Origin of the sequence: Methylobacterium sp. PvR107, from assembly GCF_017833295.1 — a bacterium.
Lineage (GTDB): Bacteria > Pseudomonadota > Alphaproteobacteria > Rhizobiales > Beijerinckiaceae > Methylobacterium.
The window spans coordinates 657,103-671,881 of sequence record NZ_JAFIBW010000001.1; the positions used below are offsets into that span (position 1 = coordinate 657,103).

Consider the following 14,779-nt stretch of genomic DNA (forward strand, 5'->3'; position numbering starts at 1 on the left):
TTCCGAGAGAGACCGCCACATTGGAGCGTCACGACGATGTCCGCGACAATGGTGGGACAATTTACCGAGGCCTTGCTCTTAAACCTGAGGTCATGCCACCTGCCGGGGAACCTCAGCCGTTCACGCGCTCCACGCTGTTGACCGGACGCTTGCCGCGCAGCTCCGCGATGATCGCGTTGAGATGCTGCAGGTCCCAGACCGACAGGTCGATGGTGATGTCGGTGAAGTCCTGCGTGCGCCGCTTCATCGAGATGTTGTCGATGTTGCCGTCGTGGTCGGCGATGACCTGAGCGATCTGGGCGAACACGCCCGGCTCGTTGATCGACTTGAGCGCGAGGCGCCCGGGGAAGCGCTCCCCGCCCAGCGCCTCCGTATCCCAGCGAACGTCGAGCCAGCGCTCCGGCTCGTTGTCGAAGGCGGCGAGCGCCGCCGACTGGATCGGGTAGACGGTGACGCCGATTCCAGGCGTCAGGATGCCGACGATGCGGTCTCCGGGGACCGCGCCGCCATTCGGCGCGAAGGTCACCGGCAGGTCGCCCGTGAGGCCGCGGATCGGGATCGCGTCGCTCCGGTCCCCGGTGCCCTCCTTGCCCTCGGCGCCCGGAAAGGTGAGCCGCATGGTCTGGTCGGCCGAGCGGACGAGGCGGCCGGCGCCGCTGGCGGCCCCCTGCGCGGCGGAGGGCCGGCGCTCGTCGCGATGGTCGGGATAGACGGCCCGGACCACGTCGCCCGAGAACATCTCGCCACGGCCCACGGCCGCGAACACGTCCTCGGTTGTGGCGCGGGCGAGCCGTGGCAGGGCGCCCCGGAGCTTATCCTCCGAGAAGGTCTTGGCCGCACGCTCGAAGGCCCGGTCCAGGATCTGGCGCCCGAGCCCGGCATATTGCCGGCGCACGGCCGCCCGGGTCGCACGCCGGATCGCCGCCCGGGCCTTGCCGGTTACCACCAGGGATTCCCAGGCCGCCGGGGGCGAGGCCCCGTCGGAGCGGCTGATCTCGACCTCGTCGCCGTTGGCGAGTTCGTGCAGCAGCGGCGCCATCCGCCCGTTGATCTTGGCGCCGACCGCCGTGTTGCCGACATCGGTATGAACCGCGTAGGCGAAGTCGATGGGGGTTGCGCCCCGCGGCAATGCGATCAGCCGACCCTTCGGGGTGAAGCAGAACACCTGGTCCTGGAACAGCTCCAGCTTGGTATGCTCCAGGAACTCCTCCGGGCTGTCGCCCTCGGCAAGCAACTCGATGGTCCGGCGCAACCATTGGTAGGCGCCGCTCTCGGCCGCCAGCTTCGGGTGGACACTGCCCTCGCCCTCGCGGCGGCTCAGGTCCTTGCCGAGCTCCTTGTAGTGGGCGTGGGCTGCGATGCCGTATTCGGCGATGTCGTCCATGGCGCGGGTGCGGATCTGCAGCTCGACGCGCTGGCTCTTCGGCCCGATCACCGTGGTGTGGATCGAGCGGTAATCGTTCTGCTTCGGCGTCGAGATGTAGTCCTTGTAGCGGCCCGGGACCATCGGCCAGCTGGTGTGGACGATGCCGAGTGCCGCGTAGCAGTCCTGTACGGTGTCGACGACCACGCGGAAGCCGAAGATGTCGGAGAGCTGCTCGAAGGCGACCGACTTGCGCTCCATCTTCGACCAGATCGAGAACGGCCGCTTCTGCCGGCCGCTCACCTCGGCGGTAATGCCCTGCGCGCCCAGTTTCTCGGTGAGCACCTGCGCGATCGTCCCGACCACGCTCTCGGACTTGGCCGTGAGCCGCGTCAGGCGCTGGGTGATGGTGGCGTAGACCTCCGGCTCGATGTTGCGGAAGGCCAGATCCTCCAGCTCCTCGCGCAGCTCCTGCATGCCCATGCGGCCGGCAAGCGGCGCGTAGATGTCCAGCGTCTCCTGCGCGATGCGGTGGCGCTTGTCCTCCCGCATGTGCTGGAGGGTGCGCATGTTGTGCAGGCGGTCGGCGAGCTTGACCAGCAGCACGCGGACATCCGCCGCCACCGCGAGCAGCAGCTTGCGGAAATTCTCGCCCTGCGCCGCCTGCTTCGAGACGAGATCGAGGCGCTTGAGCTTGGTCAGCCCATCGACGAGCGCACCGATCTCCGGCCCGAACAGCCGGCGGATCTCCTCCAGCGTCGCCTCGGTATCCTCGACGGTATCGTGCAGGACCGCGGCCACGATGGTGGCATCGTCGAGGTGGAGATCCGTGAGGATCGCCGCGACCTCGAGGGGATGGGCGAAGAACGGATCGCCCGAGGCGCGCTTCTGCGTGCCGTGCGCCTGCATGGCGTACACGTAGGCGCGGTTGAGCAGCGCTTCGTCGGCGGCCGGATTGTAGCGCTTGACCCGCTCGACCAGCTCGTACTGGCGCATCATCCGCCGGGACGGGGCCGGCGCGTCCTGGGTCGTGCGCGGGGTCGGGATCACGCGCGATTGTTCCGCAACCGTCGCGCCGGCGCCAGCCCCCGGCGACGGTAAAGCACCATTCGCCGTTGTATCGGCCTTGGAACGAGAGAACCCGGCGTCTCCGCCGGGTCCGGTCTCGGTCAGGTCGTGCGCATCCAGGCCCACGGAGACAGGCTCACTCGCCCTCGTCGTCGGTCTCGACCGGCGGGGCAAGGTTCTCGAGGCCGCGCAGGAGGTCTTCCTCGCTCATGCGGTCGAACTGGACCGCCGAATCGTCGCTGGAAGACTGCGGCGCCACCGCGGCGGCGGCCGGCGAGCTCGACAGCAGCGGCACGGTCTCGGCCTCCGGCTCGTCCACCTCGACGTATTTCTGCATCGAATGGATCAGCTGCTCCTTCAGGTCGTCCGCCGTGATCGTCTCGTCGCCGATCTCGCGGAGGGCCACGACGGGGTTCTTGTCGCGGTCGCGGTCGATGGTGAGGGGGGCACCGGCGGCGAGGAGGCGCGCCCGGTGGCTCGCGAGCAGGACGAGCTCGAAGCGGTTCTCGACCTTCTCGATGCAGTCTTCGACGGTGACGCGCGCCATGCGGGGCGGCTCCTTGGGCTTGAGCGACGGATGCTGTCAGGTATGACGCCGTCTTACACCGGATGCCGTTGTGCAACAAGCACAGCGGGTTGCGCAGGGCGCGCGTCTGCCGGGCCCGCACCGGAGGCGGGCCGAGCGCGGCACCCCGTCGTTCCGGCGCGCGCAGGCGAAGCCGGACCCGAAGGGGCACGTCGGAGGCGGGCGACCGACAGCGACCGGCGGCGCGATGTCGTGGCACGTTGGCGGGTCGGGATCCCCTTCTCCGCTCCGGGGCCCCGGGATGACAAGGCGGATGTGAGCGGCCGCGTGAGCCGGGACCGCGTTCCGCTGCGTCGGCTCGGAGGCGCCGAGCGGCGCCATGCTGCGGCGCATTGTTGACAACCCGCCGCCGCGGGTGCGAGTGCGCGGCCCATTCCAGAGTTTCGGCCGACACGGGCGGCGTTCGCGCGGGCCGGTGCCGGCCATCGGGATTCACGATGCGCGCATTCATCTTTCCCGGCCAGGGCAGTCAGGCGGTCGGCATGGCGCGGGACCTCGCCGCGGCCTTCCCGCAGGCGAAGGCCGTGCTCGACGAGGTCGATGCCGCCCTCGGCCAGAACCTGTCGCGGCTGATGTTCGAGGGGCCGGTCGAGGACCTGACCCTCACCACCAATGCCCAGCCGGCCCTGATGGCGGCGAGCCTCGCGGTCCTGCGCGTGCTGGAGGCCGAGCGCGGCCTCGACCTCGCGCGCGACGTGTCGTGCGTGGCCGGGCACTCCCTCGGCGAATACGCGGCCCTGGCGGCGGCCGGCAGCCTCACCGTCACCGACGCGGCCAAGCTCCTGCGCCTGCGCGGCGAGGCCATGCAGGAGGCCGTGGCGCCCGGCGCGGGCGCCATGGCGGCCCTGATCGGCACCGATCTCGAAGCCGCCCGCGCGGTTGCCGAGGCGGCCGCCCAGGAGGCCGGGGGCGGCGCGGTCTGCGACGTCGCCAACGACAATGGCGGCGGTCAGGTGGTGCTCTCGGGCGACCGGCCGGCCGTGGAGCGCGCCATCGGCATCGCCACCGGCCGCGGCATCAAGCGCGCCGTGATGCTCAACGTCTCGGCCCCGTTCCATTGCCGCCTCATGGCGCCCGCCGCCGAGGCCATGGCCCGGGCGCTGGCCGCCGTGACCCTGACGGCGCCGCGGGTCGCCCTCTACGCCAACGTGGCGGCCGCCCCGGTCTCCGATCCGGAGGCGATCCGGACGGCGCTGGTCGAGCAGGTCACCGGCACGGTGCGTTGGCGCGAGAGCGTCGCCGCCATGGCGGCCTCCGGCGTCGACCGCTTCCACGAACTCGGCGCCGGCAAGGTGCTCACCGGCCTCGTCAAGCGTATCGCCCCGCAGGCCTCGGCCACCGCGATCGGTACGCCCGCGGACATCGCGGCCTTCGCGCTCTAATCACGGCAGGATCCCGGCATGTTCGATCTCACCGGCCGCAAGGCCCTCGTCACCGGCGCGACCGGCGGTCTCGGCCAGGCGATGGCCCGGGCACTGCACGCGCAGGGCGCGACCGTGGCGCTCTCCGGCACCCGGCTGGAGGCCCTGGAAGCGTTGGCCGCCGAGCTCGGCGAGCGCGCGAGCCCCGTGGCCGCCGACCTCTCCGACAAGGACTCGGTCGAGGGGCTTGTGCCGGCCGCCGAGGCGGCGATCGGCCCTCTCGACATCTTGGTCAACAATGCCGGCATCACGCGCGACAACCTGTTCATGCGGATGAAGGACGAGGAGTGGGAGCAGGTGCTCGCCGTCAACCTCACCGCTGCTTTCCGGCTGTCGCGCGCCGCCGTGAAGGGCATGATGCGCCGTCGCTCCGGGCGGATCGTCAATATCGGCTCGGTGGTCGGCAGCACCGGCAATCCTGGCCAGGGCAACTACGCGGCCGCCAAGGCCGGCCTCGTGGGCATGACCAAGGCCCTGGCCGCGGAAGTCGCCTCCCGCGGGATCACCGTCAACTGCATCGCGCCGGGCTTCATCAACTCGCCGATGACCGACGCCCTGAATGAGAAGCAGCGCGAGGGCATCCTGGCCCGCGTGCCCGCCGGGCGCCTCGGCGAGGGCGCGGAAGTGGCCGCGGCGTGCGTCTACCTTGCTTCTGCGGAGGCCGGGTACGTCACCGGTCACACGCTGCACGTGAACGGCGGAATGGCGATGTACTAGGACCTTTATACTGGTCCTGGCGCTGAGCGAATCACCCCGTCCGGCACGCAAACGCCACACCCATGAAGGGTTTCTGAACGGCCCCTCGCCAGGGCTGGAACCCTGTGCTACCAACCCCCGCAGCCGCACAGGGGGTTGACGGTTCAGCGGGTTTTCAGTCCAAGGCCTCCCGGCGGGGCCATGCCGGCTCAACGCGCCGGATCACCTCGAAGCACGCGCGATCGAACACCGGCCCGTCAACAAGCCCGCAGGGGCGCGACGCGGCCACGGCACCACCCCAAGAAGTCTGACAGACCAGAAGGACGAGGACGGAAGACCGATGAGCGATATCGCTGAGCGCGTGAAGAAGATCGTCGTCGAGCACCTGGGCGTGGAGCCCGAGAAGGTGGTCGAGAGCGCCAACTTCATCGACGACCTCGGTGCCGACAGCCTCGACACGGTCGAGCTGGTCATGGCCTTCGAGGAAGAATTCAACGTCGAGATTCCGGACGACGCGGCCGAGACGATCCAGACGGTCGGCGACGCCGTGAAGTTCCTGGAGAAGAATTCCGCCGCCTGAGGCGCCGGGGCTTTTCGTTTCATGCGGCGCGGGCGAGGCGGAACAGCCCCCGCGCCGTTACGCGTTTGAAGGCCCGGAGGCGTGACCGGTCCCCCAGGGACCGAATCCGCCTTCGGCAGTTATAGACGGTGCGCTCCGGCCCCGCGGGGGCCGCCTGCCGGCGGCGGGGAAGCGCTGCAAGACGGGACGAGTGCGATGCGGCGGGTGGTGGTCACGGGTCTGGGGATGGTCACGCCGCTGGGCAGCGGGGTCGAGCACACCTGGAGCCGGCTGATCGCGGGCGACAGCGGCGCCGGCCCGATCCGCGGCTTCGAATCCGCCGACCTGCCCTGCCGGATCGCCGCGCAGGTCCCCTTCGGCGACGGCACCGACGGCACCTTCAACCCCGACGCAGTGATGGAGCCCAAGGAGCAGCGCAAGGTCGATCCGTTCATCGTCTACGCGATGGCGGCGGCCGACGAGGCGCTGAAGGATGCCGGCTGGCTTCCCAAGAGCCACGAGGACCAGTGCGCCACCGGCGTGCTGATCGGCTCCGGCATCGGCGGCATCGGCGGCATCTACGACGCCTCCGTGACCCTGCACGAGAAGGGCCCGCGCCGGATCTCGCCGTTCTTCATCCCGGGCCGGATCATCAACCTCGCCTCCGGCCAGGTCTCGATCGCGTACGGCCTGAAGGGTCCGAACAACGCCGTGGTCACGGCCTGCTCCACCGGCGCCCACGCTATCGGCGACGCGAGCCGCCTGATCGGGCTCGGCGACGCCGACGTGATGGTGGCGGGCGGGGCCGAATCACCGGTCAACCGCCTGTCGATCGCGGGCTTCTCGGCCTGTCGGGCGCTGACCACGGGCTTCAACGACTCGCCCGAGAAGGCCTCCCGCCCCTACGACCGCGACCGCGACGGCTTCCTCATGGGCGAGGGCGCCGGCATCGTGGTGCTTGAGGAATACGAGCACGCCAAGGCCCGCGGCGCGAAGATCTACGCCGAGGTGGTCGGCTACGGTCTCTCGGGCGACGCCTACCACATCACCTCCCCCTCCCCGGACGGCGACGGCGCCTTCCGCTGCATGAGCGCGGCGGTGAAGCGGGCGGGGATCTCCCCGTCCGAGATCGGCTACATCAACGCCCACGGCACCTCGACCCCCATGGGCGACGAACTGGAGCTGAAGGCCGTGGAGCGCCTCCTGGGCGACGCAGCCGCGAACGCCACCATGTCGTCGACCAAGAGCTCGGTGGGCCACCTGCTGGGTGCGGCCGGCTCGGTCGAGGCGATCTTTTCGATCCTCGTCCTGCGCGACGGCGTGATCCCGCCGACGCTCAACCTCGATAATCCGTCGGTGCAGACGAATATCGATCTGGTGCCGTTCGAGGCGAAGCGGAAGTTGGTGGATGTCGTGCTGTCAAACTCGTTCGGGTTTGGTGGGACGAATGCCAGCTTGGTGATGCGGCGGGTTTAAACAATCCCCTTAATTTGGGTGCTTAATACCACTGAGTTGAGCGATTCGACCGGTAAGTAGTATTGACGCTGGACCGAATTCTTTTGCAGACCTCAGTGCTTCTTTAGCTGTCGTGGGAGAGGGTATTTTCGAGATTGCCACATCTGTAGCATCCAGCTTCTGCTGAACATTTGTCCGGGAAATACGCCCCGAATATTTTTTGCTGCGGTCAATGGCTTTGTTCGAGGGCTCAATGTTCAGCATACAAAAATTCTATATAGGATTTCAAAATGCTGACCGACAATAACGAATCCCGGTAGCATGCGCAGCCTTATGTTGGTTCTGATGGATCCGGTTAGTTCCAATAGCCCTGCCGCTGCATCTCCCACGAAAGTTGCCCCTACGCCGTAAGCGCGAGCACCACTTTCGGAGTGCTAGCGCGAGCCGAGATCGCAACGTTTCACAAGCGACCCGGCTTGGCCCCTTGGCGCAGTTCGGCCTGAGCGTCCCAAGCTCATCATAGGGGTCTCTAACCCTTGCCCTCATCTTGCGGTGCTGCGCAGCAGTCTCGGAGGAGGGCCCAGGGATCGCGGTGCGTTCTGGAGGTCTCCTTCGAGGCCTCCGCTGCGCTCGGGCACCTCAGGATGAGGTCGAAGTTGGGATAGTCGGCTCGCCGCGCGGCATTTTTTTTTACGGCGATCTCCTACCACCCGCGCCGCTCATCCGCCCCCGGCACCCGCCCCTGCGGCGTGAGTGTGTGCACCACCTCCGGCAGCGCCTGGGCCAATTGCGAGAGAAGCGTCTCGCGGTCCATCCCGGTCTGGCTTTGGAGAGTATCTACCGTGTCGGGGCCGAGCGCCCGGGCGAGTTGGTCCGGGGCCACCGGGCGGTTGGCGCCGTGGCCGATCCAGGACTCGATCACGTCGCCGAGGCCGCCCTGGCGGAAACGATCGACCAGCCCGTCGAGGCCACCGAGATCGCCCTGGTCGTCCGGGGCGGCGCGGCTCGGGGCCGGGGCGCCGCCGGGGCCATCGAGCATGCCGGACAGGTCCGAAAAATCGCCGGGCGGCAGGGACGGGTCGGCGTTGCGCTCCGGACCTCTGTCGCGGCGGCCGCCATACTGGTCCCAGCCGCCGATATCGCCGTTGTCGTCGGGCCGGCGCCCGCCGGCATCGGCGGGATTCTGGCCGGGATCGCGCCCGTAGGGTCCGGCGCCGCCTGAGCGGTCGGCCTCGGGGCCGGGCTCGCCCTGCCGACCGCGGCCAAAGATGTCGCCGAAGCCGCCGCTCGCGCCCTTCGCGAGGAGCAGCATCAGCAGAGCCTTCACCAGGGGCGACATCCCGGCGGAGCCCTGCCTCTGCCCGCCGAACACCTGACCGAGCACGCCGCCGATCGCCGATTCGAGCAGTCCCATCTGCGTCTCCCCCGGGCTCCGCATCGGCCCGGGCGAACAACCCCCGGGGGCGGGTGCAGGTTGCCTCCGTCGCCGAACCGGCGGGATCGCTCTAGCATTGTCCGAGCGAGAGCCGGGCCGACATCGCGTCCGAGCCGTCATCCCGGGGACGCGCTGCGGCGCCCGGGATCCAGACTTGCCGGGCCGCCAAGCCTCGGCCCTGACGGCGGCTCTGGGTTGCCCGCCTCCGGCGTGTCCCTTCAGGTCCGGGCTCGCCTGCGGCGCTCTGGAGCGACGGAACGGAGCGTACGCGATCGGCGAGCGGGCGATGCGCCAGTTTCTGTTCTGACAGCCTGTCGCCGACAGCACGCCGCCGCTCAGCGGGCGGCCGGTGCGGTGAGGGTCGCCTGCGCGGTACCGTGGGCGGTATTCGCGTCCGCGGGCTCGACCAGCGGCACCGTCGCGGCGGAGAGCGCCAGGGCGGCGAGGAACAGGCCGGTGGCGGCGGCGCCGGCGCGGGGGCGCGGCAGGCGGACGGCGTAGCGGCGCTTCGTCGGGTTCAGGCTCCGATCGGTCCGGGACATGGCGGGTCTCGTCTGGTTCGGGGTGGGCGTCACGCGCCCGTCATGCCGAAGCAACGCCCAACGGGGGCGCGACGGTTCCCGACCCGCCGCAGCCGGTGCGGCGGCGATCAGCCCCGGGCAGCCAGGCGCCGCGCCAGGGCCCCGAGGGCGCAGCCGGCGAGATACGGCGGCAGGACCAGGGCGGCCCCCTCCAGCCAGAGGCCGGCCATGCCGGGCACGAACCCGGCCAGCGCCGCCGCCGCCACGAGCCCCGCCAGCACCCAGAGGCCGAGGGGCACGGCGTACCAATCCGGCCAGCCCGCCAGCGCCCCGACCACGAGGCCGAGCGCGGCCGCCCCGGCGAGCCCGGGCCAGAATACGGCAAGCAGGAGCGTCACGGCCGTCCGGCCTCCCTCGGGGCGCGGAACTCTCGCGCAGGTGGGCGCAGCCCGGCGGGCGGGCGCAGGGCGGATCGGACGGCGCTCACGGCAGCAGCACGAAGGCGACGGGCCCGGCCGGCCCGTCCGGCCCGACGCTCACCTGCTCGGGCCGCGCTCCGGCCTGCAGCAGATACTCGACCACGGCCTGCGCCCGCAGCCGCGGCAGATCCGGCGGTGGCTCGTCGGAGGTCTCGGCGGGCTTCTTCGCAGCCGGCTTGCCGGACTGGGCCGCCTCTTTCCCGGCCGGACCCTTGGGGGGCTTGGCGGTGGTCTTGGCCGCATCCTGGGACGTCGGCTTGGCGGCCAGGTCCGGCTTGGCGGCGCTGGCGACGCGGGCCGGCTCGACGGCGTCCGCACGAGGCTCCTCCCCGGGAGGCGGGGTCGGCGCCTTGGGCTTGGCCGGGTCGGCGGTGCCCGAGACTGTGATGCGCAACAACGGGCACGCCTTGGCGACGGTCGCCAACGCATCGAGCGTGGGATAGAAGGACGGCGCCAGCACGGGGCTGCCCGCCGAGAAACGGAGGTCCGCCCCCGTCACAGCGGCGGCGAAGTCCGCGCGGCAGGTCTCGGGATCGCGCCGCTCCGGCGCCTGGCGGGCGGACACCGCTGCCCGTCCGGTCCAGCCGGGTGGCAACGCCTCGGCCAGCCGTTCGGGCGCGCGGCCGGCATTCTCGCGGTAGAGGCTCTCGCCGGTGAGCGTGAGGGCGCGGTCCGAGACGGCGATCTCGCCGGAGGCGAGGCTTGCCACCAGGGGGACGGCGGCGGCCAAAGCCGCGCCGAGATCCGGCGGCGCACCCTCGGCGAGGCGCGTACGGTCGATGACCGGCTCCCGGAACAGGCGCGGCCGCAGGGCATCGAGCACCCGCTCCCGTGTGGCCGTATCGGGCAGGTGGCCGGTGAGCGTGACCGCGTCCGCTGTTCGCCGGATCACCACCCGGTAGGGTGAGAGGGGCCGCGCCGTCAGCGAGACCGGGCCGGCCTTGATCCCGGCGGGGCGGGCGTCGCGCATCAGCGCCTCCGCGTCGGGGATCGCCTGCCCGTCGATGGCATCGCCCATGATCGAGATCGCCCCGCCCGCGAAGGAGACGCGGCCGGACTGGATCAGGTCGGCGAGGCGGAACGCGAAGCCGATCAGGCTCTTCGGGTCGATCGCCGGGTCGAGACCCCGGGCGGCCTGGAGATGATCGTCGACGGTTCCGCCCGCGGCGGCCTCGGTGGCGGCACGCAGCGCGGCCTCGCGGTCGGAGGCGGTGGACGCGAACCCGTCGAGGGCGATGCCGCGGGCCGTCTTCTCCACGACAAAGCGATAATCCGGCACCACCGGGGGCACGATCTCGATCCGCCCGATGCTGAACCCCGCCGGCGGATCGGACAAGGACGCCCGCAGCGCCTCGTAGGCGGGCATGTCCAGGGCCTCGCCCGAGAGGCTGAGCACGGTGTCGCTGAGCGCCGCCCGGCCGCCCTGGGCGAGCCCGGAGAGCCGCGCTGCCAGGAACGCCGCCGCGCTCGGGAAATCCGGCGGCGCGCCGCGCGCCGCCCGGGCCGTGTCGTCGAGTGTGGTGCCAGGGCTCAACGCGCCGGAGACCCGCGCCTCCAGCGCCCGCCGGCCGAGCTCCACGGGGCGGCTGCCTTCCAGGGCGATCCGGTTCGGCCCGCTGCGGATCGCCGCCCATTGGAACGGCGCGGCCGTCTCGACGATCCCGACCTCTGAGACGATCCGGTGGGGGCCGTCGAGCGCGGCGAGGCGGGACAGGACGGTCTCGCGCTCGCCGACATCCGGCGCCTCCCCCGCCGCCATGAGATCGCGGCCCCGTGCCTCCAGGCGCAGCCAGGGCTCGCCGGTGGCGTTGGCCGTGCCAGCTGCGACCGTCGCGCCCTCCGCCTCGAGCCGGTCGGCGATCTGCGGGGCGGCATAAAGCGTCGCGCTCGCCCAGATCAGCCCGAGCGCCGGCAGGCCGGCGAGCCAGCCGGCGCGACGCAAGCCTGGGGCGAAGGTTTCGGGCAACGGCACGATTGCAGGTTCTGGCGGATCCGCTCCGGAGACGACACCGCCTTTCCGGCAGCATGAAGGCCGTTCGCCTTCATCCCAAACATCGCGGGCGAGCCTCCACGGACCCGGCCCGCGTCGGCGCGCCGCCGGAACTCCCTCGGAATCGGTACCGTTGGCCTCTCACATGCCTCCTGCGGAGATCGTCATGCGGGCCATCCTCTCCATCGCGCTGCTGCTGCCGTCCGCTCTTCCCGCTGCGGCCCAGAGCCTGTCGGCCACCGCGACCGTGCCCAGCTCGGCCGCGCTCGAGCCGACCACGGCGATCGCCAATCCCGGACAGCTCAGCCTCGGCGGTGGCAGTACCACCAGTCCCTTCCCGGTCCTTTCGGCGCAGTCCGGGGGCTTGGTGAATGCCGGTCAGCTCAGCCTCGGCGGTGGCGGCGGTGGCGGCGGCGGCATCCGAGCGCCCGGCGGCACGGGTCTGGGCGGCAACCAGCTTGGCCTCTCGGGATCCGGAAGCACCGGAGGGGCTGGCGTCACCGGGTCGACGCTCGGCGTGCTCGGGACCAGCAGCACGATCGGCGCCACCGGGACACGGAGCGGCTTCAGCACCTCGTCGAGCGCAGCCCTGGGCTCGATCTCGGGCAGCGCCCTGTCGTCCACTTCCGGCACGATCGGTCTGGGTGGCGGATCAGCCATCGCCACGAGCCTGAACACCAACGCCACCGCGGCCTCGACGGTGGCCTCGTCGCTCGGGACATCCGGATCCGGGAACGGGGCCGGGATTGCCGCGAGCCTCAGCACGACCGCGACCTCGATGTCTGCTCCTGTATCCGGAACGGCCGGGAGCACGGTCGGGACCGCGAGCAACAAGGCCACCGGCGCTGCCCTCGATTCCGCCACGGGCCTGACCTTCGGATCTTCCGGGGTCGGCGGCGGGACCGGTCTTGCCGCGAACCTCAGCACAGGTGCCGCGGCGTCGCCCGCGGCGACGGCGACTGTCGGGGGCGGTTCGGGCGGCGCCGGGATCGCCGCGGGGTCGGGCGTGACGGCAGCCCGAAATCTCGTCCCGCCGACCGCGGCGGCCCGGGCGGGCGGTGGGGCAAGCGGCGCCGGCATCGGCGGCGGCGCGGCCGCCGCCCCAGCCCGTACCAGCGACCTGTGCAGCGGCCCCTTGGCAGAAGCCTGCCTCGGCGGCGCCGGCACGTTCTGATCCGTGGCGCTGCGCGGAACCGCGGCTCTGCCGCCGCGGTTCATTCTGCTCCGGCACCTCGGCCGGGACAGGAGGCAGAGATGAACGTCATTCTGAGCCGCGTCTCTCTCGCGGCCGCACTCGTTGTGGGTGTCTCAGGTGCGGCCCTCGCCCGCGAGGCTGGTCCCAAGGCCCACGGCGCCGGGCATGCGGCGGGCCTTCACGGGATCGGTTTCGCTGAGCCGAAGTTCCGATCCGCCCTGCGCACTGGCAAGGATCAACCCTACACGTGGCCAGTGAGCGACCGTTACCGTCCGGTGTCGCAGCCCTTCTACGGCCGGGCCTACTGAGGCTTCTCGATCACATGGGCTGGTGCGGGTGCGCCGGCCCTCGCACCACCGTCTGAGCCAGGAGAGTGCGTGATGCGTCCGCTGAGCCGGCTCTTCCTCGCGGCCTTCGCCCTCGCGTCTGCAGCGGCCCGAGCGGGCGAATTCGCGCCAGCTCCCCCCGCCCCGGGTATGGCGCTGACGCTGCCGGATCCCGGCATGGCCAATAGCACCCCCGCCACGCCTCCCGGACTTGGGGCTCCACCGGTCGCTGTCCAGGCCGACCTCACCGGAGGCCGACGGCGGCTCCGGGCTCTCGGCAGCGGTTTCCCGTCCACCGACGGCCAACTTCCAAACCAGCGTACCGGACCGCGACGCGAGCGCGTGGTGCACGACATCTGCATCGGCTGCTGAGCGGGCCGGCCGCCACAACCCCTTCTGTGCGATGCCCTATTGCAGCGGGCGCGAGAGCGTGTTCGCGCGGATCCAGCGGGGGGAGAGGATGTCGCCCGCCTCCGTGATGATCCAGGGCTGCGCATCCTCTGACTCAATCACCCGGGCTGCGGCAGCCAGGGCTTCGCGCAAGGTTTCGAACGGGTGCCCTTCCGCGGAATGGCCAGGAGCGCGCTTCGGCCAGACGGTCAGCTCGGCGCGCTTGTCGAGATCGGCGGGCGTCATGCTCTCGCTCCGAAAGCTTCGTCGGTCGGGGGGCTCTAACGCGCCCGTGTGACGCGGCTTTGGCGAAGGTGTTGCCGATTCGTGTCACCACCTCACGAGGCAGCGACAGCCGCATCATGGCCGGCAAACGCGCCACCCGGGCCGAGTTCGAAAATTAAATGCGCCTGCGTCTCAATTTTACTTTGAGAGTTCATCGGTGGAAGTTTATTTCATTTGCGCTGAATGCATGACGCGATCAGTGTTCCCGATCAGGAGGCGCCTGCGTACACACCTCGAACACTGCATTACCATGCCGATCCAGTGTTATGTTGCATTGCGTCATTATCATGCCGCGTCGCACAAATCCGTGCTCTCATACGGTCTCCCATCGCAGCCCGCGATTGGGGCCGCGATCGAAACGGAAACGCACCATGCGCACGATCCTCATCCTCGCGTCGGCCGCGCTCACCGCGACCGCCGTCCTCACAGGCCCCGCCGCTGCCGAAGGTCCCCTCCACCTGACGCCGCCGCTTTACCGGGAGCAGGCCCGGGCCACGCAGCAGGCGCACCCGGTCGGCGACCTGACGACGACACCGCAGCCTGTGGCGGCGCCGACGAACGGCGGCAGCCGGACCGTGTCGATGGTCGACCGGCCGATGGTTCAGGCCTCCGCCGAGGCTTTGCGCTGACGCCCGCTGCCGATCCGGGATCGCTCTGAAGCCCCGCATCGGATCGGCCGGGATCGTCCTCGTGGCGCGTCGAATTTCGCACCGCGGACGATCAGACGATGTGCAATTCCTGTGCAGCCGCCGTTGGTGACACGCCCCGTCGGATCAGCCGCCGCGTCCGCGCCCGCTGGTCCAGCTCGGCGCTGAGACCGGTCCCGGCCGCGTGGTACAGGTCTAGGTACAGATCCCACCAGGCATACTGGGCCGCTGTCACGAGGAGAATGGCGATCTCGGCCTGTCGCAGGCTCAGCCGCAGGCTTTCATCCGCCAAGCGGCCTACCTCCCCATAGATCATCCGCGACTCCGCTGCGATCCGGCCGGCGGCGCTCAGGTGCGACGCCG

Annotated in this window: 15 protein-coding genes; 7 read left to right on the top strand and 8 right to left on the bottom strand. The window is 70.7% G+C overall.

What is annotated here, in order from left to right:
- Positions 1-112 precede the first annotated feature (112 nt).
- On the bottom strand, positions 113-2,362 hold the full coding sequence (locus tag JOE48_RS02895; RefSeq protein ID WP_210035532.1) for a RelA/SpoT family protein: 2,250 nt from the start codon (positions 2,360-2,362) through the stop codon (positions 113-115).
- A 205-nt stretch (positions 2,363-2,567) separates the two neighbouring features.
- Entirely contained in the window at positions 2,568-2,978 is a 411-nt protein-coding gene (gene rpoZ / locus JOE48_RS02900) for a DNA-directed RNA polymerase subunit omega (RefSeq protein ID WP_007559067.1), read from the bottom strand.
- 476 nt (positions 2,979-3,454) lie between these two features.
- Here rpoZ and fabD point away from each other — a divergent pair, with 476 nt between their 5' ends.
- From fabD to fabF, 4 genes are all read left to right on the top strand, one after another.
- The gene (fabD, locus tag JOE48_RS02905) at positions 3,455-4,399 is read left to right on the top strand and encodes an ACP S-malonyltransferase (RefSeq protein WP_210027199.1); all 945 of its coding nucleotides are present in this window, start codon (positions 3,455-3,457) and stop codon (positions 4,397-4,399) included.
- An 18-nt stretch (positions 4,400-4,417) separates the two neighbouring features.
- Positions 4,418-5,155, top strand: coding sequence for a 3-oxoacyl-[acyl-carrier-protein] reductase (fabG, locus tag JOE48_RS02910; protein WP_210027201.1), 738 nt, complete (start codon positions 4,418-4,420; stop codon positions 5,153-5,155).
- Positions 5,156-5,474: 319 nt separating this feature from the next.
- Positions 5,475-5,714 carry an acyl carrier protein gene (locus tag JOE48_RS02915; RefSeq protein ID WP_007559070.1) on the top strand — a complete coding sequence of 80 codons (240 nt, stop codon included), beginning with the start codon at positions 5,475-5,477 and terminating at the stop codon, positions 5,712-5,714.
- Positions 5,715-5,909: 195 nt separating this feature from the next.
- Positions 5,910-7,169, top strand: a complete 1,260-nt coding sequence (fabF, locus tag JOE48_RS02920) for a beta-ketoacyl-ACP synthase II (protein WP_210027209.1) — start codon at positions 5,910-5,912, stop codon at positions 7,167-7,169.
- Positions 7,170-7,851: 682 nt separating this feature from the next.
- Here fabF and JOE48_RS02925 read toward each other — a convergent pair.
- From JOE48_RS02925 to JOE48_RS02940, 4 genes are all read right to left on the bottom strand, one after another.
- Positions 7,852-8,562 (bottom strand): YidB family protein, encoded by a 711-nt coding sequence (locus JOE48_RS02925; protein WP_210027218.1) that lies wholly within the window; start codon positions 8,560-8,562, stop codon positions 7,852-7,854.
- Positions 8,563-8,918: 356 nt separating this feature from the next.
- The gene (locus JOE48_RS02930) at positions 8,919-9,125 is read right to left on the bottom strand and encodes a hypothetical protein (protein ID WP_210027220.1); all 207 of its coding nucleotides are present in this window, start codon (positions 9,123-9,125) and stop codon (positions 8,919-8,921) included.
- Between the two features lie 107 nt (positions 9,126-9,232).
- The gene (locus JOE48_RS02935; RefSeq protein WP_210027222.1) at positions 9,233-9,502 is read right to left on the bottom strand and encodes a hypothetical protein; all 270 of its coding nucleotides are present in this window, start codon (positions 9,500-9,502) and stop codon (positions 9,233-9,235) included.
- Between the two features lie 85 nt (positions 9,503-9,587).
- Positions 9,588-11,555 carry a hypothetical protein gene (locus JOE48_RS02940; protein WP_312893050.1) on the bottom strand — a complete coding sequence of 656 codons (1,968 nt, stop codon included), beginning with the start codon at positions 11,553-11,555 and terminating at the stop codon, positions 9,588-9,590.
- A gap of 184 nt (positions 11,556-11,739) precedes the next feature.
- On the opposite strand from JOE48_RS02940, the gene JOE48_RS02945 reads away from it, so the two are divergent.
- Together JOE48_RS02945 and JOE48_RS02950 are read left to right on the top strand one after the other, a co-directional pair.
- The gene (locus JOE48_RS02945) at positions 11,740-12,747 is read left to right on the top strand and encodes a hypothetical protein (protein WP_210027224.1); all 1,008 of its coding nucleotides are present in this window, start codon (positions 11,740-11,742) and stop codon (positions 12,745-12,747) included.
- Positions 12,748-12,827: 80 nt separating this feature from the next.
- Positions 12,828-13,076, top strand: a complete 249-nt coding sequence (locus JOE48_RS02950) for a hypothetical protein (protein WP_210027226.1) — start codon at positions 12,828-12,830, stop codon at positions 13,074-13,076.
- A 426-nt stretch (positions 13,077-13,502) separates the two neighbouring features.
- On the opposite strand, the gene JOE48_RS02955 is transcribed toward JOE48_RS02950, so the two are convergent.
- Entirely contained in the window at positions 13,503-13,730 is a 228-nt protein-coding gene (locus JOE48_RS02955; RefSeq protein ID WP_210027229.1) for a hypothetical protein, read from the bottom strand.
- A 410-nt stretch (positions 13,731-14,140) separates the two neighbouring features.
- Between JOE48_RS02955 and JOE48_RS02960 the strand changes: the two genes are divergently transcribed.
- Positions 14,141-14,398 (top strand): hypothetical protein, encoded by a 258-nt coding sequence (locus JOE48_RS02960; RefSeq protein WP_210027230.1) that lies wholly within the window; start codon positions 14,141-14,143, stop codon positions 14,396-14,398.
- Positions 14,399-14,489: 91 nt separating this feature from the next.
- Here the strand turns inward: JOE48_RS02960 and JOE48_RS02965 are convergent, their stop codons facing one another.
- Positions 14,490-14,708, bottom strand: coding sequence for a hypothetical protein (locus tag JOE48_RS02965; protein ID WP_245252697.1), 219 nt, complete (start codon positions 14,706-14,708; stop codon positions 14,490-14,492).
- Positions 14,709-14,779: the final 71 nt, after the last annotated feature.